General features: G+C 72.9%; 15 protein-coding genes. 7 read left to right on the plus strand and 8 right to left on the minus strand.

Translation table 11 applies throughout. From position 1 onward, the window contains the following. Window positions 1–68 precede the first annotated feature (68 nt). The 5 genes from V1634_RS24315 (at window position 69) to amcA (ending at window position 4,920) form a co-directional block, all read left to right on the plus strand. Complete coding sequence (locus V1634_RS24315; protein ID WP_331210193.1) at window positions 69–422, plus strand: sterol carrier family protein; 354 nt, start codon at window positions 69–71, stop codon at window positions 420–422. A gap of 151 nt (window positions 423–573) precedes the next feature. Continuing rightward, entirely contained in the window at window positions 574–2,139 is a 1,566-nt protein-coding gene (gene purF / locus V1634_RS24320; RefSeq protein WP_331210194.1) for an amidophosphoribosyltransferase, read from the plus strand. A gap of 143 nt (window positions 2,140–2,282) precedes the next feature. Beyond that, window positions 2,283–3,428, plus strand: coding sequence for a phosphoribosylformylglycinamidine cyclo-ligase (gene purM / locus V1634_RS24325; RefSeq protein ID WP_331210195.1), 1,146 nt, complete (start codon window positions 2,283–2,285; stop codon window positions 3,426–3,428). 180 nt (window positions 3,429–3,608) lie between these two features. Beyond that, window positions 3,609–4,712: a cyclophane-forming radical SAM peptide maturase AmcB gene (gene amcB, locus V1634_RS24330; RefSeq protein WP_331210196.1), complete on the plus strand. Its 1,104-nt coding sequence runs from the start codon at window positions 3,609–3,611 to the stop codon at window positions 4,710–4,712. Then, the gene (gene amcA, locus V1634_RS24335; RefSeq protein ID WP_331210197.1) at window positions 4,681–4,920 is read left to right on the plus strand and encodes a multiple cyclophane-containing RiPP AmcA; all 240 of its coding nucleotides are present in this window, start codon (window positions 4,681–4,683) and stop codon (window positions 4,918–4,920) included. Before amcB ends, amcA begins: the two co-directional genes overlap by 32 nt. Before the next feature lie 274 nt (window positions 4,921–5,194). Here the strand turns inward: amcA and V1634_RS24340 are convergent, their stop codons facing one another. Both V1634_RS24340 and V1634_RS24345 read right to left on the minus strand, forming a co-directional pair. Further along, window positions 5,195–5,410: a DUF3073 domain-containing protein gene (locus V1634_RS24340; protein WP_331210198.1), complete on the minus strand. Its 216-nt coding sequence runs from the start codon at window positions 5,408–5,410 to the stop codon at window positions 5,195–5,197. A gap of 342 nt (window positions 5,411–5,752) precedes the next feature. After that, window positions 5,753–6,835 (minus strand): Glu/Leu/Phe/Val family dehydrogenase, encoded by a 1,083-nt coding sequence (locus V1634_RS24345; RefSeq protein ID WP_331210199.1) that lies wholly within the window; start codon window positions 6,833–6,835, stop codon window positions 5,753–5,755. Window positions 6,836–7,030: 195 nt separating this feature from the next. Here V1634_RS24345 and V1634_RS24350 point away from each other — a divergent pair, with 195 nt between their 5' ends. Both V1634_RS24350 and V1634_RS24355 read left to right on the plus strand, forming a co-directional pair. After that, complete coding sequence (locus tag V1634_RS24350; RefSeq protein WP_318399009.1) at window positions 7,031–7,870, plus strand: hypothetical protein; 840 nt, start codon at window positions 7,031–7,033, stop codon at window positions 7,868–7,870. Window positions 7,871–8,135: 265 nt separating this feature from the next. Continuing rightward, complete coding sequence (locus tag V1634_RS24355; protein ID WP_007073996.1) at window positions 8,136–8,345, plus strand: BldC family transcriptional regulator; 210 nt, start codon at window positions 8,136–8,138, stop codon at window positions 8,343–8,345. Between the two features lie 78 nt (window positions 8,346–8,423). Here the strand turns inward: V1634_RS24355 and V1634_RS24360 are convergent, their stop codons facing one another. The 6 genes from V1634_RS24360 to V1634_RS24385 form a co-directional block, all read right to left on the minus strand. Then, on the minus strand, window positions 8,424–9,137 hold the full coding sequence (locus V1634_RS24360; protein ID WP_331210200.1) for an ABC transporter ATP-binding protein: 714 nt from the start codon (window positions 9,135–9,137) through the stop codon (window positions 8,424–8,426). Between the two features lie 53 nt (window positions 9,138–9,190). Then, entirely contained in the window at window positions 9,191–10,177 is a 987-nt protein-coding gene (locus V1634_RS24365; RefSeq protein ID WP_331210201.1) for an ATP-binding cassette domain-containing protein, read from the minus strand. A gap of 25 nt (window positions 10,178–10,202) precedes the next feature. Then, a complete protein-coding gene (locus V1634_RS24370) occupies window positions 10,203–13,004 on the minus strand; it encodes an FtsX-like permease family protein (protein ID WP_331210202.1) in 2,802 nt (933 codons plus the stop codon). Beyond that, on the minus strand, window positions 13,001–16,210 hold the full coding sequence (locus V1634_RS24375) for an FtsX-like permease family protein (RefSeq protein ID WP_331210203.1): 3,210 nt from the start codon (window positions 16,208–16,210) through the stop codon (window positions 13,001–13,003). The genes V1634_RS24370 and V1634_RS24375 overlap by 4 nt, the downstream gene beginning before the upstream one ends. A gap of 379 nt (window positions 16,211–16,589) precedes the next feature. Next, a complete protein-coding gene (locus V1634_RS24380; RefSeq protein WP_331210280.1) occupies window positions 16,590–16,838 on the minus strand; it encodes a hypothetical protein in 249 nt (82 codons plus the stop codon). 257 nt (window positions 16,839–17,095) lie between these two features. Further along, complete coding sequence (locus V1634_RS24385; RefSeq protein WP_331210204.1) at window positions 17,096–17,743, minus strand: hypothetical protein; 648 nt, start codon at window positions 17,741–17,743, stop codon at window positions 17,096–17,098. Window positions 17,744–17,763: the final 20 nt, after the last annotated feature.

The following is a 17,763-nucleotide window of genomic DNA, read 5'->3' on the forward strand; positions in this document are numbered from 1 at the left end:
GTCCGACCGGATGAGCGCGACCCAGGGGCGGCGAAAAATGCCATGAAGCCGGGTCGTATCGTCCCGACGTGTCCTCTCCGCACATTAAGTCCGCAGCGGTCACGGCCGCGCTGGCGGACCTCGACGCCGGCCGTACGCCGGACCGGACGACCTCGCGGGACGCCGTTCGTGCCCTGCTGAGCGAGCTGGCCCGGGCAGTTCCCGGCCGGGCGGTGGAGGTCCGGGTGCCACCCTATGGGGCGATCCAGTGTTGCCCCGGGCCGCGGCACACCCGTGGTACGCCGCCGAACGTGGTGGAGATGGCACCGGAGACCTGGATCCGGCTGGCGACCGGGCGGTTGTCGTGGTCGACGGCGGTCGCCGACGGGCTGGTGCAAACCAGTGGCAATCGTTCTGATATCTCTCCTTTCCTCCCGATTTAACCGAACCATTCCATCACCATCTGTCACTTACAGGGGTCATAACGTGGCTCTCTGTATCGGCTGCGGTTCGCGTACACTGTCTGAGTCGACAGAACCCGAAATCAGCCGGGTGACAGGCGAGTCCGAGCAGATCAGCAAGAGGGAGCGGCAGGTGCCCCGAGGCGACGGCCGGTTGAGCCATGACCTCGACCCCCAACGACCCGGCCCACAGGACGCGTGCGGTGTTTTCGGAGTCTGGGCTCCGGGCGAAGAGGTGGCGAAGCTCACCTACTTCGGTCTCTACGCGCTCCAGCACCGCGGTCAGGAGGCTGCCGGCATCGCCGTCAGCGACGGGTCGGGCGTGGTGGTCTACAAGGATCTCGGCCTGGTCGCCCAGGTCTTCGACGAGCCGACGCTGGCGAGCCTGCGCGGCCACCTGGCGATCGGACACACCCGATACTCCACCACCGGTGGTTCGACCTGGGAAAACGCCCAACCGACCATCCGGGCCAACACGGCGGGCACCACGATCGCGCTGGCCCACAACGGCAACCTGGTCAACACGGCCGAACTCGCCCGGGACGCGATCGAGCGCGGCATGGACTCGGACGGTTCGACCTCCGACACCGCCCTGGTGACCACGCTGCTGGCCAGCCGCCCCGACCTCTCGGTCGAGGCCGTCGCGCTGGAGGTGCTGCCGACGCTGCGCGGCGCGTTCAGTTTCGTCTTCATGGACGAGACCACCCTCTACGCCGCCCGTGACGCGTACGGGGTCCGTCCGCTGGTGCTCGGCCGGCTGGAGCGCGGCTGGGTGGTGGCGAGCGAGACCGCCGCGCTGGACATCGTCGGCGCGAGCGTGGTCCGGGAGATCGAGCCCGGCGAGCTGATCGCCATCGACGAGCACGGCCTGCGGTCGGCCCGGTTCGCCGCGCCGGAGCCGAAGGGCTGCCTCTTCGAGTACGTCTACATCGCCCGGCCGGACACCACGATCGCCGGGCGCAACATCCACGCCGCCAGGGTCGCGATCGGCCGGAAGCTCGCCCGGGAGCACCCGGTCGAGGCCGACCTGGTGATCCCGGTGCCCGAGTCCGGCACTCCGGCCGCGATCGGCTACGCCGAGGAGTCCGGCATCACCTACGGCGCCGGCCTGATGAAGAACCCGTACGTCGGGCGCACCTTCATCCAGCCGTCGCAGACGCTCCGTCAGCTCGGCATCCGGCTCAAGCTCAACCCGCTCCGGGAGAACGTCCGGGGCAAGCGGGTGGTCGTGGTGGACGACTCGATCGTGCGCGGCAACACCCAACGGGCGATCGTCCGGATGCTGCGCGAGGCCGGTGCCCTGGAGGTGCACGTCAGGATCTCCTCGCCGCCGGTCAACTGGCCCTGCTTCTACGGCATCGACTTCGCCACCCGGGCGGAGCTGCTCGCCAACGGGCTGGACAACGAGGGCATCCGGCGGTCCATCGGGGCCGACAGCCTCGGGTACGTCTCGCTGGCGGGTCTCATCGCGGCCACCGAACAGCCGAAGACCCGGCTCTGCCGGGCCTGCTTCGACGGGGAATATCCAATCGAGCTGCCGGCGGGGAACCTGATCGGCAAGCACGTACTCGAAGGAGTTGACCGCCGGGTCGCCGGCGCCGGGGCGGAGGAGGTCGCCTCGACCGGGGCCACCCGCGGTCCGGGCGGTCAGCCGTTCGTGAGCAGTCCCAGTGGCGGCGAGGTGTCGTCGCACGCGTAGGCACCACGCCGGGCACCGCTGATGGGCACGACGCCCGGCGCCAGGACCGGCCCAACCGGACACACCGGCCGGGCAGCAGGAAGTCGAGCGATCCTCGACCGCTACCGACGCGGCCAGCCGCGAGAACCACTAAGGGGAGAACCGTGACGCACGTGACCGAGCGCAGTGGTGCAGGAAACGGCCCGGGCGGCACCCATCAGCCCTGGACGGCGGGAATGGGCCGGTCCGGACGCAAGCGCACCGTGTCGTACGCGGACGCCGGCGTCTCGATCCACGCCGGTGAGCGCGCGGTCGAACTGCTCCGCCCGAAGGTGCAGGGCACCCGGCGTCCCGAGGTGATGGGCGACATCGGCGGCTTCGCCGGCCTGTTCCGGCTGGACACCCAGAAATACCGCAACCCGATCCTCGCCTCCTCCACCGACGGGGTCGGCACCAAGCTGGTCATCGCGCAGCAGATGGACATCCACGACACCGTCGGCATCGACCTGGTGGCGATGGTGGTGGACGACCTGGTCGCCTGTGGCGCCGAGCCGCTCTTCCTGCTCGACTACATCGCCTGCGGCGAGGTCGTACCGGACAAGGTCGCCGAGATCGGCGCCGGCATCGCCGACGGCTGCCGGTACGCCGGCTGCGCGCTGCTCGGTGGCGAGACCGCCGAGCATCCCGGGGTGCTCCGCCCCGACGAGTACGACGTCTCGGCCACCGGCGTGGGCGTGGTGGAGGAGAGCGAGATCCTCCGCCCGGAGCGGGTCGAGGTCGGCGACGTCGTGATCGCGATGGGCTCCTCGGGCCTGCACTCCAACGGCTACTCCCTGGTCCGGCACGTGCTGCTCGGCGCCGGCCGGATGCGGCTGGACAGCGTGATCGAGGACTTCGGCAAGCAGCGCACCCTGGGTGAGGAGCTGCTGACCCCGACCAAGATCTACGCGCAGGACTGCCTGAAGCTGATCGCCGAGGCCGAGGTACGCGCCCTGGCGCACGTCACCGGCGGCGGCATCCCGGGCAACCTGGTCCGGGTGCTTCCCGAGAACGTCGACGCGGTGGTCAACCGGGCCACCTGGCGGCCGCAGCCGATCTTCGACCTGGTCCAGGCCAAGGGCCGGATCGAGGACCAGGACATGGAGTCCACCTTCAACATGGGCGTGGGCATGTTCGCGATCGTCTCGGCCGAGGACGCCGACCGGGCGCTCGCCTGCCTGACCGGCCGCGGTGTCGAGGCGTGGCAGGCCGGCGAGATCATCGAGGGCACCGGCGAGGTGCACATGATCGGCCAGCACACCCGAGGCTGACCCGAGCGAGGCCGGGTCGAGTACAACAAAAACGCCAAAACCCGCATCCGCGATATTGCCCGTGATTCTCGGCATACCTGGTCAGGACTTCACCGGGGTGGCTACCGCCACCTAGCCTGAGGGGCACCTCAGAGGCGGGGGAGGAGGGCCATGGCTGTCCGTGGACAGGAGTTTTCCGGCATGCGGGGGATCGCCGCGGTCCCCAGCTACGTGGTCATGCAGCCGACCACGCTCTGCAACCTCGACTGCGCGTACTGCTATCTCCCGTTGCGGGCGGCGGACCGCCGGATGACGGTACCGGTGGCGGCGGCAGTGGCCGGCCCGGTCAACGACTGGGCCCGGCAGGGGCGGTTCTCGGTGGTCTGGCACGGGGGCGAGCCGCTCGCCGCCGGACGGGAGCACCTGGCGGCCCTGCTGGCGCCCTTCGACCCCGCCGTCGAGCACCACGTGCAGACCAACGCGACGTTGATCGACGACGCCTGGTGCGAGTTCTTCGCCGCGCACCGGATCCGGGTCAGCGTCAGCGTCGACGGGCCCCGGGAGCGCAACCGGGAGCGGGTCGGCCGGGGCGGCCAGCCGTCGTACGACCGGATCATGGCCGGCGTCGAAGCGCTGCGCCGACACGGGATCGCCTACTCGGCGCTCTGCGTGGTCGGTCGGCCGGAACCGGGACTCGCCACCGAGCTGTACGACTACTTCCTCGACCTCGGCTGCGACGTGCTGGGGATCAACATCGAGGAGACGGAGGGGGTCAACACCCGGCGCAACGCCCACCCGGCGGAGCTGGTCAGCGGCTTCTGGGCCGAACTCGTCGCCGCCTGGCGCCGGAACCCCCGGATCCATCTCCGGGAGGTCGAGTGGTCGCTGCGGTACGCGGCGGCGGTCCTCGACGGGGCCGAGGACGACGTACTGCCCCGCCAGCTCGATCCCATCCCGACCATCGGGTACGACGGCTCGGTGGTGCTGCTCTCTCCCGAGCTGGCCGGCTTCACCGACCGGGACTACGGCGACTTCACCAGCGGGAACGTCCTGGAGACCCCGTTGCGGGACATCCTCGCCTCGGCCGGGCGGACGCCGTGGGTGGCGGAGTTCCTCACCGGGGTGGAGAACTGCCGCGCCCAGTGCCCCTACTTCGGGTTCTGCGGGGGTGGGCACGCCGCCAACCGCTACTTCGAGCAGGGGCGTTTCGACGGTACGGAGACCGACCACTGCCGCAACAGCAAGATCCGTCTACTAGAGGGAGTGTTGGACCATGCCCGAGATCACGAGCCAACGGCCGCCTGAGCCCGTCGAGGCCGTACCGCACGATCGGGTGGCCGCCCGGGTGCGGGATGCTCGGGCCGGGCTCACCAGCCTGCTGCGGGAGGCGGCGGAGGCGCGCCGGCTCCGGGACGAGGTGGCGACCGGCGGGGACGGCGCGAGCGCGGTCTGCGCCTGGAACCACTTCGAGAACATCCCGACGTTCTACAACTGGAACAACCGCCCTCGCTGAACCGGCTGCGCCCTGCCCCGGTGTGCCGGGCGTCCCGTTCCGCCCGTCCGGAGTCGGACGTCCCGCCGTGGGGCGGTGACCGCATCGCGACGGCTCGGCCGCGCCCTACCGGTGATGGACGGTCACGACCAGCGGAAGGACCTGCCAGCGGGCTGGAGACATGCTCCGACCCCGGCAGGTCCTTACCGTTTGGCGTCCCGATCGGCGCCGGCCCGCAGACACTCGGACACGCGTGAGCACGCGGTGTTACCGCGTGCTCAGATGTGACCAGAGGTCAGCGGGCCGAGACCCAGTTACCCGGGTCGTCGTCCGCGGCGTGATCCTCGTCATCGTCGTCGACATACTCTTTGTAGTCGTCGTCGAAGTCGTGGTCCGACTTGCGGCTGCCGCCGAGTTCTCGCTGCAAGGCGGCGAGGTCGGTGTTCGGGGAGTGGTACTTCAACTCCCGGGCGACCTTAGTCTGCTTGGCCTTAGCACGGCCGCGCCCCATGGCTCGACCCCCTCGCACAGAATTCGGGGCAGCCCGAAGGCGGGCCCCGATGACGTCAGGCATCTCTCGTGGCTCTTACGGTACATGGGGATGCCCCGGTTCGGCACCTCGGGTTACCACCGCCCGTGCCCGCGCGTCGCGGGACATCGACGGGCGGTGCCATCCTACTCAGTAAGGAGCGCCTGCCCGTCCTGTCCGTGACGTGTTTGAGGCCTCCGGACCCATCGGTCCAGTACAGCGTACTTTCCGCCTGATTGGCCGGCAATCCGCCGGAGGTCCGTCCCGTCGGGGCGCGGAGCCGGGGTACCCCGCTCGGCTCCGCCCCTGGACCGACGGGAACCCTCAACGCAGGTGGATGGTGCGCAACCGGCCGACCTCGGCCATCCGGCGCTCGGCGAGCCGGTCGGCGGCGACCGCCGGCGGCACCCCCTCGGCGTCGGCCAGCCGCAGGATCTCCCGGGTGGTGTCGTAGATCCGGGTCGCCCGCAGCTTGGCCCGCTCGAAGTTGAAGCCCTCGATCTCGTCGGCGACCTGGATCACCCCGCCCGCGTTCACCACGTAGTCGGGGGCGTACAGCACGCCCCGGTCGGCGAGCAGCTTCTCGATGCCCGGGTGTGCGAGCTGGTTGTTCGCCGCGCCGACCACCACCGAGGCGCGCAGCGCCGGCACGGTGTCGTCGTCCAGGGCGCCGCCGAGGGCGCAGGGGGCGTACACGTCGATGTCGGAGGTGATCAGGGCCTGGGTGTCGGCCACCACGTCGACCTGCGGGTAGGCCTGCCGGACCCAGGCCAGCGCGTTGGGGTTCACGTCGGTCGCCACCACCGAGGCGCCGTCGTCGATCAGGTGGCCGGTCAGGTGCTTGCCGACCTTGCCGAGCCCGGAGACCCCGACCCGACGCCCGGCCAGGGTCGGTGAGCCCCAGGCGTGCTCGGCGGCGGCCCGCATCCCCTGGAAGACCCCCCAGGCGGTCAGCACCGAGGAGTCACCGGCGCCGCCGTGCTCGACGCTGCGGCCGGTCACGTAGCGGGTCTCCCGGGCGACCAGGTCCATGTCGGCGACGTAGGTGCCGACGTCGCAGGCCGTGTAGTAGCGGCCGCCCAGCGACTCGACGAAGCGGCCGTACGCCCGCAGCAGCGGCTCGGTCTTGATCCGCTCCGGGTCGCCCCAGATGACCGCCTTGCCGCCGCCGAGGTCCAACCCGGCCAGTGCGTTCTTGTACGCCATGCCACGGGACAGGTCGAGCACGTCGTGCAGCGCCTCGGCCTCGGTGTCGTACGGGTAGAACCGGGTGCCGCCGAGCGCGGGGCCGAGGGCGGTCGAGTAGATGGCGATGATCGCCTTGAGTCCGGTCTGCTTGTCCTGGCAGAACACGACCTGCTCGTGGCCGTCGGATTCCGGACCGTCGGTACTGGCGAATACGTCCATGTCTCGCTCCTGATCTGGAGGTGGGCATCCTTGTGGGACGCGGTGGGAGGGGGGCTCCCGGTGCCGGCGGGGGATGTTGCCGGCCTGCTCCGAGCCTAATCGCGATCGCCCCGGGCGTGGTCGCGGCCAGCGCGCCCGAGATTGATTGGAGATGCTGGAGACTCCTCGGCTCTCGTTTCGTGGGAGGATCGCGCCGTGCCGTCGCTCTTCGCTTCCTACCTGCGGGTGTACGAGCCGTTGACCGCCTTCGACCGGGACCGGCAACTCTTCTGGCGTCGCTACGTCAAGGAGGGCCGGGCGGTGGCGCCGCTGGAGGGGCCGGTACGGCAGCGGACGGCGGTGATCGAGGCGCTCGGTGCCGGCTGGACCCGGCTGCCCGACCTGCCCGAGGAGGCGTACGTCCTGGAGGCGGACGACACGCTGCTGGTCTGCCCCTGGAACCTGCGGGTACGGGTCGCCGAGGCGGCGCTGAGCGCCCGGGACGGCGTCCCTCCGGTGCTGGCCGACGCGTTCGTCCCGCCGGTGCTGGCCGGGCAGGCGAAGGCCGTGGTGGAGGACTGGCGCAGTGGCGCGCGGGTGCTGGAGCACGGGGTGCCGAGGCTGCACGAGCAGATCGCCACCTGGGGGGTGCCGCTGCGCTGGTTCGTCTTCGTCGACCCGGAGGAGCGCGAGCTGACCACCCGGCCGGACCGGCGGGTGCTGCGGTACCGCACCGAGATCTCCAAGGCCCGGCGGCGGGCCTCCCGGGGCCTGTCGGTGCTGCGCAAGTCGGTCGGGGACGCGCCGATCACCGAGGCCGTCGAGGAGGGGGCCCGCTGGCTGGAGGAGTTCCATCCCCGGTCGGTGGTGGAGCTGGACTACGGCGGGCTGGTGGACCTGCTCCCGGACGAGGCGCTGGCCGCGGACGACTCCCCGGAGCTGGTCGCGGCCGGGTTGGCCGGGCTGTCCCGGGGTGACGCGGACGCGGCCACCGAGGCGTACGAGAAGCTGGTGGCGCGGTGGCGGGCGGTCCAGTTACTGGAGCGTTGCAATTAGCGAACAATGCGGCTCAGAGCCCATTGGGAGCGCACACAGGTGAATGCCGCTCGTAACATCGGCGTCACGAGGGGCAATCGGCCGTCCGGTTAAGTCTTTTTCTGGCATAAAAAAGGGCCATATATCGGTCATTGTTCATCCGTCCATCCAGGGACCTTCGGCCGTTCGGCCCATGTCGGACATCGGGGACTAGCCGGACCATGGGAGACGCGTCGGCCGGCGGGACCCCGGCCGATGTCTATAGGCACCTGTGGAGGAGTGACCGATGGCATCGCGTACGCATGAACCTGAGCCGCTACTCACGCCGGCAGAGGTCGCGTCGATGTTCCGTGTCGACCCGAAGACCGTGACCCGGTGGGCTAAGGCGGGGAAGCTCAGCGCGATCAGAACGCTGGGCGGGCACCGCCGTTACCGCGAGTCGGAGGTTCGTGCCCTGCTGCAGGGCCAGATCCCCCAGCAGCGGCAGGGCGACTGAGACTCGAACGAACGTCGGCTCAGGGGTGGGGCTCGTACCAGCGTACGAATCCCACCCCTGAATCGTGTCCGGGACGCCTCAGCTCCCGGCCAGCGCCGCCTCTTCCAGACCCGCCCCGTCCACCAGCCGGCCGTCGCGCAGCGTCAGGACCCGGTCCGCCAGGTCGATCAGGGTCGGATCGTGCGTGGCCACCAGCGCGGTCATCCCCCGGGCGTGCACCAGCGCACGGAGCAGATCCATGATCGAACGTCCGGTCTCCGAGTCGAGCTGACCGGTCGGCTCGTCCGCGATCAGCAGCGCCGGATCGTTCGCCAGGGCCCGGGCCACCGCCACCCGCTGCTGCTGGCCGCCGGAGAGTTCGTACGGGCGCTGCGCCGCCTGACCGCCCAGCCCGACCAGTTCGAGCAGCATCGTCACCCGCTCCTCCCGCTCGGCCCGGCGCCGCTTCGCCAGCCGCAGCGGCACACCGACGTTCTCCGCCGCCGACAGGATCGGGATCAGCCCGAAGGACTGGAAGACGAAACCGATGGTGGAGCGGCGCAGCTCCAGCAGCTCGCTGCTCCCGGCTGCCGTGATCTCGTGCCCGGCGACGTGGATCCGTCCGTAGCTCGGCCGGTCCAGACCGCCGACCAGGTTCAGCAGGGTGGTCTTGCCCGCGCCGGAGCGGCCCCGGATCGCCACCAGCTCGCCCCGGGCGGCGGTGAACGAGACCTCCCGGACCGCGTGCACCACCCGGTCGCCGGCCGGGTACTCCCGCCCGACCCCCTCGACCCGGACCAGTTCCTCGCCCATCAGCCGCCCTCCCGCGCCGTCCCCGCCCGTGTCCTGTCGCCCCGCCCCGCCGGTCACGGCTGCTCCCCGTCCCCGGTGCCGCCGGGCCGGACCTGCACGTGGTCCGGCTCCAGGTTCAGCCGTACCCGGTCGCGCAGGCTCAGCGCGTCGACGAAGGCGGCCGGCAACTGCATCCGACCCGACCGGTCCAGCAGCGCGTACTCCTCGGTGACCAGCTCCTCGACGCCGTCCGCGCCGAGCCGGGTCGAGCGGCGTACCTCGGAGGCCGTCCGCCCGTCGCGGATCGCGACCGTCCGGCGGACCTGGGACGAGACGGCGTGGTCGTGCGTGACCACCACGATGGTGACGCCCAGCTCTGCGTTGATGGTGCGCAGCGCGCCGAAGACGTCGGCCGCGGTCGCCTCGTCCAACTCGCCGGTCGGCTCGTCGGCGAAGAGCACCTCCGGATCGTTCGCCACCGCGACCGCCACCGCGCAGCGCTGCTGCTCGCCGCCGCTCATCTGGTCCGGCCGGCGGTCGGCGCAGTAGCCCACGCCGACCATCTCCAGCAGCTCGGTCGCCCGCCCCCGGGCCGCCCGGCCGCGCAGCCCCCGGGCCAGCCGCATCGGCAGCTCGACGTTCTCCCGGGCGGTCAGATACGGCAGCAGGTTGCGGGCGGTCTGCTGCCAGACGAAGCCGACCGTGTGCCGGCGGTACCGCAGCCGCCGCTTCGGCGACATCGTCAACAGGTCGAAGTCGGCCACCCGGGCGATCCCGGCGGTCGGCACGTCCAGCCCGGAGAGGATGTTCAGCACCGTCGACTTGCCCGAGCCGGAGGCCCCGACGATGGCGAGCAACTCGCCCCGGTCGACCACCAGGTCCAGCCCCTGTAGCGCGACCACCTCCACGCCCTCGGTCTTGAAGATCCGGACCAGCCCGTCGCAGACGATGTGTCCGCGCAGCCGGTCCTCGCCGCCGGCCCGCGCCGCCGCCCGCTCGGCGGCCCTGCGCTGGAGTACGGCGAGGTCGGGCGCCGCCGTGGCAGTCGTCGGACTCGCCATCAGTTCTCGTCCCCTCTCCGGGCCATCAGTTCTCCTCTCCGAGACGGAGCACCTCGCCGAGGCGCATCCGCCGGTTGACCAGATTCTCGACACCGAGGGCGGCGACCAGCGCCACCACGACCAGCAGCAGTACGCCGACCACCAGCAGCGGATCCAGGTGGATCCGGGCCGGCACGCCGCCGGTGAACCCGGCGAGCCCCAACGCCGGCCCGAGCAGCCGGGGCAGCGCCACCCCGACCAGCCCACCGGCCAGTACCGCGACGCCGATCAGCGGCACCAGTTCGTAGACGAGCAGTCCCCGGCCCTGCCGCCCAGAGAGCCCCATGGTGCGCAGCCGGGACAGCATCCGGCCCCGGCCCGGCGCCTCGGCGAGTACCGCGAAGCCGACCGCCAGCAACGCCAACGCGGTCGCCCCGGCCACCCCGGTGCCGAAGGTGAAGCTGAGTAGCCGGTTGACGCCGCTGCGCTCCAGCGCCTGCCGGTGCTCCGCCCAGGTGGTGACGGTGACCGCCGTCTGCGGGCGTACCCGCTCGACCGGCTGCGCCAGCACCTTCGCCAGGTACTCCCGCTGGGCGGTGTCGACCGTCGTGGTCAGCTCGGCGACCGAGAAACCCTCCCCGGCCACCAGGAACTGGTTCGACCGGATCGGCTGGAACTCCGGCACCGGCAGCGCCTGCCAGGGCAACACCACGAACCGGCGTACGTCGGCCGCCAGTCCCGGGAAGCCGGACGCCACCCGGTCGACCCGGAACTCGTACCGGCGGCCCTGCACCTCGGTGACCGCACCGGCACCGACCGCCTCGGCCACCTCCGGCGAGACCAGCGCCGGTACCGGGCCGTCGATCCGCCCCGGCGCGGTCAGTGCGGCCGGCACGCTCACGTCGACGCCGCTCGCCGCCAGCACCCGGGCCAGCGACGGACCGTCCACCACCAACACCTGGGTCTGGCCGAGATCACGCCCGCCGAGCTTGTCCGGGGTGGGCGAGCGCAGCGGCTGGCCCACCTCGACCGCCAGCGGACTGACCGCGGCCACCCCGGGCAGCGCGCCGAGCCGGTCGGCGGTGCCCTGGTCGGAGTAGGAACCGACGAGCCGGGCGTCGGCACCGACCTCCTGGTCGGTGACCCGGTCCCGGGCCTGCGCGACGGTGCTGGTCACCACGCTGGTGAAGACCCCGGTGGCGATCGCGACGACGAGCACGGCCAGCGGTCCGACGGTCACCGGCGCGCCCCGGCCGGCCCGGGCCAGGCCGACGAACGGCACCACCGTACGGGCCCGGGCGGCGAGCCGGCCAAGCTGGCGCAGCGGCCACGGCACCAACCGCAGCGCCACCAGGGCGGCGGCCACGGCCAGCAGCACCGGCACCGACACCAGGTACGGATCGACCCCGCTGTCCTGGCTCAGCCCGCGTCGGCGCAGCAGCACCACGCCGAGCACCGCGAGCAGCAGGACGAAGAGTTCGGCGGTCAGCCGGCGGGCCGACGGGCGGTGACGCACCAGGTCCCGTCGGCGGCCCACGAAGCTCGCCCGGCGCTGGCCGAGCGTCGCCAGCAGCGGGATGGCCAGGGTGGTGCCGACAACCACCAGCGCGACCCCGAGCGGTTCGGTTCCGGCGGGGCGACCCGGCGCCAACCGGCCGAGCAGCCAGCCGGCGAGTACCGCGACCGGCAGCACGGCGACGGTCTCCCGCAGGGTACGGGCACCGATCTCCACGGCGGTCGCCCCTCGGGCCCGGAGCAGGGTGAACTCCTCCCGGCGGCGCTGCACCGCCAGCCCGGCGGCCAGGGCGACCAGCCCGAGCAGGGTGGCCAGGATGCCGGCCTGCACCACGGCGAGCAGCGCCCGCACCGCGCGGAGCTGACCGTCGTACCTGTCCAGGCTGTTGTCCAGGCCGGTCGCCAGCACCAGCCCGAGTTCCGGCGGCGTACGCCGGGTCGTCGCGACCGCGGTCAGCATCTCCGGAATGTCGGCGGTGGTCATCCGCTCCTCGTCGACCCGGTACCGCCACTCGTAGCCGATTCCGAGCACCTGGCCGGCGGCGGTGATCCCATCCAGGTCGGTCAGCAGCGTCACCCGGTGCGTGGTGCCGGCGGTCGGGTCCGGGCAGGGCACCTCGGCGATCCGGATCTCATCCCAGGCCGGCGCGGCCGGGTCGATCGGGTCGTACAGCCCGACGATCCGGACCGGGACGGAACCCTGCGTCGTGCCCCCGCCGCTCAGCACGACGAGGGTGCCGACCCGCAGCCCGAGGAGGTCGGCGGCCTCCCGGGACAGCGCCGCCTCGACCCCGTTCGGGGAGGCCGGCCAGCGTCCCTCGACGACCCGCAGCTCCCGTTCGACGTCGGCCTGGCCGCGCAGTTGCAGCTCCGGCCGGCAGGTCCCGCGCAGCGACGGCGCGTCGCCGGCCACGCTCAGGTCCTTCGGGCCGATCCGCCCGGCGAACCACTGCTGGCCGACCAGCGTGGGCAGCGGTCCGGGCAACCGCTTCCGGAACCGGTCGAGCCAGCCTGCCGCCACGCCGGCGGGCGGGCCCTCGGTGGGGTTGAACGACGCGCTGAAGGTCAGGTCCCGGACCTGGTACGGCAGCTCGCGTACGTCGTGCCGCATCCCGTCGTCGGCGAACTCGTTCGCCAGCCGGGGCGCCCCGGTGACCAGCAGCGCGGCCACCAGCCCGAGTACGCCGAGCAGCCCCAGATAACCGGCGAAGATCCGGGCTCGCCGCAGCGGCCCCGGCAGTCGCCCTCCGGCCCGCTTCGTCACCGGTGCGTCCCGCACAGTGTCCCGTCCCTCCACCGGTCCCGAACTGCTCTCCACCGGTCCCGTGCTCACCGGTCCTCCCCGATCCGGAGCTGGGCCGCGGCCAGCCGTTGCCGCATGGTGGCGGCGGTCAACCCGCTCAGCGCCATCGCGAGCAGCAGCAGTACGGCGGCGGTCCCGGCGGCCGGCAGCCAGGCGACGTCCAGCACCGGCACCGGCACCGGCCGCTGTGCCGACGGGGTGAGGATGACCAGCGGGGCCATCGTGGCGGCCACGCCGATGCCCACCGCCAACCCGACCAGCACGCCGATGCCGGCCAGGAACGCCTGCTCGACCAGGAGCGACCGGGCCAGCAGCCGGGGACCGGCGCCCAGGGTGTGCAGCACGGCCAGCTCGGTGACCCGGCGTCGGGCGGTGGCCCGGACGTCCACGGTGATGCCGACCGCCGCGAGCAGGATGGCGCCGAGCGCGGCGGCGAAGAGGGCGGCCCGGGCGCCGACGCCGTACGGGTCCTCGGCCGAGCGGCTGGCCACCTCCACCCGGTCGGCGACCTGGAGCCCGCCGAGCCCGGCCGCCGCCCGGGCCGCCTCGGCGTGCTGGTCGGGGCGGGTGGCCAGCCACCACTCCTCGGGTGCGGAGGTGACGCCCCGCTGGTGGAAGAGCGCCGTACCCAGCGACGGCAGGTCGACCAGGAGCGCGGCCGGCTCCGGTACGCCGGGCAGCGCGGCGACCGTACCCGTGATCCGTACGTCGACGGCTCCGCCGCTGAGCACCAGTACGGTCTGCTCGCCGACGCCCAGCCGCAGTGCCGCCAGCGCCTCCGGGGTGGCCACCACCGGCACCTGCCCCGGCTTGGGCGCGACGGTCACGGCGAACGAGACCGACGAGCTGACGCCCGCCCAGCCCCCCGACGGGGACGCCTGGTGCTGGGCGGTCAGCCCGCGCGGTCCCGCCGTCGCGGGTTCGGTCTTGCCGGAGCGTTGCACCGCCTGCCACTGCCGCCCGTCGGCGAGCGGCACGGCGGTCCCGTCGCCGCCGGCCGGGACGGCGCGCAGGTCGGTGAGCTGCCAGTCGACGACGTACCCGGGAGGTCCGAGGGTGTCCACCGCGAAGCCGGCCAGTGTCGGCGGCCCGTCGCCGCCGGCCGGCAGCTCCACGCTGAACCGCAGCGGCGTGTCGTCGTAGCTCGCGCCGAGCGGGATCCGGAGGTGCCCGCCGTGCGGCGCGGTGAGTACCGCCGCGGTCCGGACCGGGACGCGGGCGGAGCCGCCGGTGCCGGTGGTGGTGATCTGACCGGTCAGCCGGCGGGTCTGCGGCGGAAGCGCCACGACCGGGGCGGTCAGCCGGGCGTCGGTCATCCCGGTGAAGAGTCCGGTGGTGCCGCCGTCGACCAGGTCGCCCCGGAGCCGGACGACCCGGTCGGCCTCGGCGACGTCCAGCGCGACCATCCCGGCCGGCAGGGCGTCGGTGCCGAGCCGGGGCGTGTCCCGCCAGGCCGGCAGGACCAGCTCGGCACCGGGCAGCTCGGCGAGCTGGTCGGCCCGGGCCGGCGGCGCGACCCCGGACGACTCGACCAGCCGCAGGTCGGCGCCGACCTGGTGGTCGGCCTGGTCGGTCAGGGACCGCTCCGAGGTGGCGGCCAGGCACCAGGCGAGGGTGCCGACCGCCACCGCCAGGGCGAGCAGCAGGACCGGCCCGGCGTGCGGCCGGCGGCCGGCCTGCCACATCCCGAGCATGGTGCCGGTCCAGGACCGGCGGTCGACCCACCGCTCGGCAAGCCTGGCCATCGGGGGCAGGCCGCGCAGCGCGAGTACCGCACCGGCCAGGACTCCCACCGTCGGGGTGGCGGCGAGCAGCGGGTCGATCCCGAGGGTGCCGTCCGGGCGGGCACCGGCGAGCGGGGAGGAGTACTGCCGCAGTTGCAGCCAGCCCAGCACCGCCAGTGCGACCAGTGCGACGTCCAGCCCGGCCCGCTGCGCGATCGTCCGCCGGCTCGGCCGCGACCGGCTCGCCATCTCGCCGACGTAGCTGCCGGCGCGACGCAGCGCCGGGCCGAGCATCGCCAGCGCGCAGCCGAGCGCGGCCAGCCCGGCGATCAGCCAGGTCCGGGTGTCGAGCCGGGGGCTCAGGTGCAGCGCGGCGGCGGCCAACATCGGGGTACGGTCGGCCAGCCGGACCAGCTCGGTGGCGAGCACGGGTGAGATCACGGCGGCCGGCAGGACGACCAGCAACGCCTCCCGGGCGGCCAGTCCGGCCAACTGGCCCCGGCCGGCGCCCCGGGCCCGGAGCAGCGCCGCCTCGCCCCGGCGCTGTTCGGTGAGGAGGAGCGCGACCAGCAGCAGCGCGTACCCGCCGAGGACCACCACCAGCAGCATCGGGGTGACCAGGGCCGACCGGCCGACCAGCCCGGCCCGGTCCAGCCGCTGCACGAGTTCGCCGAGCTGGGTGGTGACCAGTCCGGAGCTGCCGAGTCCGGTCTCGGCGGGCAGGCTGGCGGTGGTCCGGTCGGCGGCCTCGCCGAGCCGGCCCAGCGAGTTCATGGTCGCGCCGGACAGGTCGGGTTCGACCAGCCAGCCGGCGGAGGCGTTGGCGATGAAGTGTGCGAGGAAGTCGGCCCGGTCGACGACCAGCGGCCCGTACGTGGCGGACCCGGTGGCGACCCCGTCGGTCACCTCGGGCACGAGCCGCCAGTACGGGTCCCGGGCGTCGCGCGGCTTCCAGATGCCGGTGACGGTCACCTCGGTGACCCGGTCGGTGACCCGGTCGGTGATCGGGATCCGGTCGCCGACCCGTGCTCCGAGGATCTTGGCGACCGGCTCGGCGAGCGCGGTCTGCACCGGCCGCCGGCCCGCGCTCGGCCAGGTGCCGTCGGTCAGCAGGGCGTGCCCGGGGAGGTCGTCGAGGAACACCACCCGGGCGAAGACCAGGCCCTGGGCGTCGGGTACGGCGTTCCCGGTGCGGCCGGCGAGCTGCCGTCCGGCGGCGTACCCCGCACCGGAGATCCCGGCGGGTGCTCCGCCGAAGCCGTCGGCGAACCGGGACCGTACCGCCGTGTCCCGCTCGGCGAGGCTCTCCGGCGTACTGCCGGCGGTGCCGCGTACCAGGATCGACCGCTCCTCCTGGGAGGCGGACGCGACGGCGCGCTCGGTGCCGGAGTCGACCACCTCCCGGCTGTAGCCGGCGAGCCCGGTGAGCAGGGCGGTGGCGATCAGGGTCGCCCCGGTAGCCGCCAGGAGCAGACTCTTCGCCCCCCGGGCACGCCGAAACACCAGCCTCATCGTTCTGCTTCTCCCCCATGGGCGAGGAGGGCGGCGTCGGTCGCCGCCCCTCCTGGCTGCGAAGCGCCCGAGGGGGAGCGAAAGGTTGGCGTGCGGGGCAGTGATTTGTCACCGGGGGCGACTTCGTAACCTGATCATGACTGAACTGAGATCGAGTCGTTGTGCGCCGCCGCCGGCCCGGGGGCACGAAGCCGCGTCCGCCGGCCGGACGGGTACCCGAAGGCCCGGGGGGGGGGGGCCCCGGGGGGGGGAAACCCCGCGCGCCCCCCCCCCCCCCCCGGGTGTTGGGGGTGCCCCCGGGGGGGGGGGGGGGGGGGGGGGGGGGGGGGGGCCCGCCCCGCCCCCCCCCCACGGCCGCTGTCTGTCGGTCTGCCGCCGGTCAGGCGAGCGGTGGGTGCCCGCCGTCCCCGTCCACCACCTCGTCCGGCTTGCCGTCCTCGTCGGCGTCGACCATCGTGATGTCGACCTTGCCGTCACCGTCGGTGTCGAACTGGAAGAGGTCCGGCTTGCCGTCGCCGTCGGTGTCGACCACCCAGACGTCGGTCTTGCCGTCCTGGTTGGCGTCCGCCCGGAGCAGTTCGATCCGTTCGTCACCGCGGGTGTCGACGGTCTCCTGCGACTCGCTCATCTGTTGCCCTTCCGTCAGCTTGAAGTTTCTGGCCACGCCGGAACCCTCGGTCCGCGTGCCGCCCGGACACCCACGAGAACCTCGAACCTCCCCGACACGACTACCGCACTGTGCCACCTCGCACTACCCCCATGGGCCCCCGAACATGCCGATCGGGGTGCGGCAACACCCGGGTCGACCAGGGCAGAGGTGGCCAAGCCGGGCGGATCGGGCGCGGCGCCGCCCGCGCGGTACGCGCCGCCGGGCGAACCGCGCGATCAGTTCGTGACGTACGGGTTGGTCTGCCGGTCCTGGTAGTTGACCTGGTCGACGGTGCCGTCGTGGTCGGTGTCCACCATCAGCCGATCGGCCCGACCATCCTCGTCGGAGTCGACCCGGATCTCGTCCGGCCGCCCGTCGAAGTCGCTGTCGGTCATCCAGGTGTCCGGCCGCCCGTCGAAGTCGGCGTCCGCCACCACCCGGTCCACCGCGCCGTCCCGGTTCGTGTCGGTGACCACCGAGTCGACCCGGCCGTCCCCGTCGTTGTCCTCCAGCACCTGGTCGACCCGACCGTCCAGGTCGGAGTCCCGCTCGACGCTGTCCAGCCGGCCGTCCCAGTCGGTGTCCTGGTAGCGCACGTCGGCCACCCGGTCGCCGTTGACGTCGAACTCGAGCAACTCGGCGTAGCCGTCGCCGTCGAGGTCGGTGGCGACCTCGGTGATGCCGCCCGCGTAGTGCGTGACGACGGAGGTGACCGGCGGAGGCTCGTCGCCGATCTCCGGCCGGTCGGGCGCCAGCGGGTCCGAGGAGAGCGGGTCCGGGGTGAGCTCCACCGCCGGGCCGAAACCCTGCTGGTCGTCGACGCCGGGCAGTTCGTGCTCCGGAAGGGCGTCATCCAGTGCGCTGGGGTCGCCGTCGTAGCTCATCTCGTACCTCCCCGGTTTCC

The organism is Plantactinospora veratri (genome assembly GCF_036421995.1).
Taxonomy (GTDB): Bacteria; Actinomycetota; Actinomycetes; order Mycobacteriales; family Micromonosporaceae; genus Plantactinospora; species Plantactinospora veratri.

Bases quoted from the DNA above. Each gene is read 5' to 3' on its own strand.
- amcB (WP_331210196.1), top strand. From the start codon at position 3,609: ATGCGGGGGATCGCCGCGGTCCCCAGCTACGTGGTCATGCAGCCGACC.
- amcA (WP_331210197.1), top strand. From the start codon at position 4,681: ATGCCCGAGATCACGAGCCAACGGCCGCCTGAGCCCGTCGAGGCCGTA.
- V1634_RS24340 (WP_331210198.1), bottom strand. From the start codon at position 5,410: ATGGGGCGCGGCCGTGCTAAGGCCAAGCAGACTAAGGTCGCCCGGGAG.
- V1634_RS24345 (WP_331210199.1), bottom strand. From the start codon at position 6,835: ATGGACGTATTCGCCAGTACCGACGGTCCGGAATCCGACGGCCACGAG.
- V1634_RS24355 (WP_007073996.1), top strand. From the start codon at position 8,136: ATGGCATCGCGTACGCATGAACCTGAGCCGCTACTCACGCCGGCAGAG.
- V1634_RS24360 (WP_331210200.1), bottom strand. From the start codon at position 9,137: ATGGGCGAGGAACTGGTCCGGGTCGAGGGGGTCGGGCGGGAGTACCCG.
- V1634_RS24365 (WP_331210201.1), bottom strand. From the start codon at position 10,177: ATGGCGAGTCCGACGACTGCCACGGCGGCGCCCGACCTCGCCGTACTC.
- V1634_RS24375 (WP_331210203.1), bottom strand. From the start codon at position 16,210: ATGAGGCTGGTGTTTCGGCGTGCCCGGGGGGCGAAGAGTCTGCTCCTG.
- V1634_RS24380 (WP_331210280.1), bottom strand. From the start codon at position 16,838: ATGAGCGAGTCGCAGGAGACCGTCGACACCCGCGGTGACGAACGGATC.
- V1634_RS24385 (WP_331210204.1), bottom strand. From the start codon at position 17,743: ATGAGCTACGACGGCGACCCCAGCGCACTGGATGACGCCCTTCCGGAG.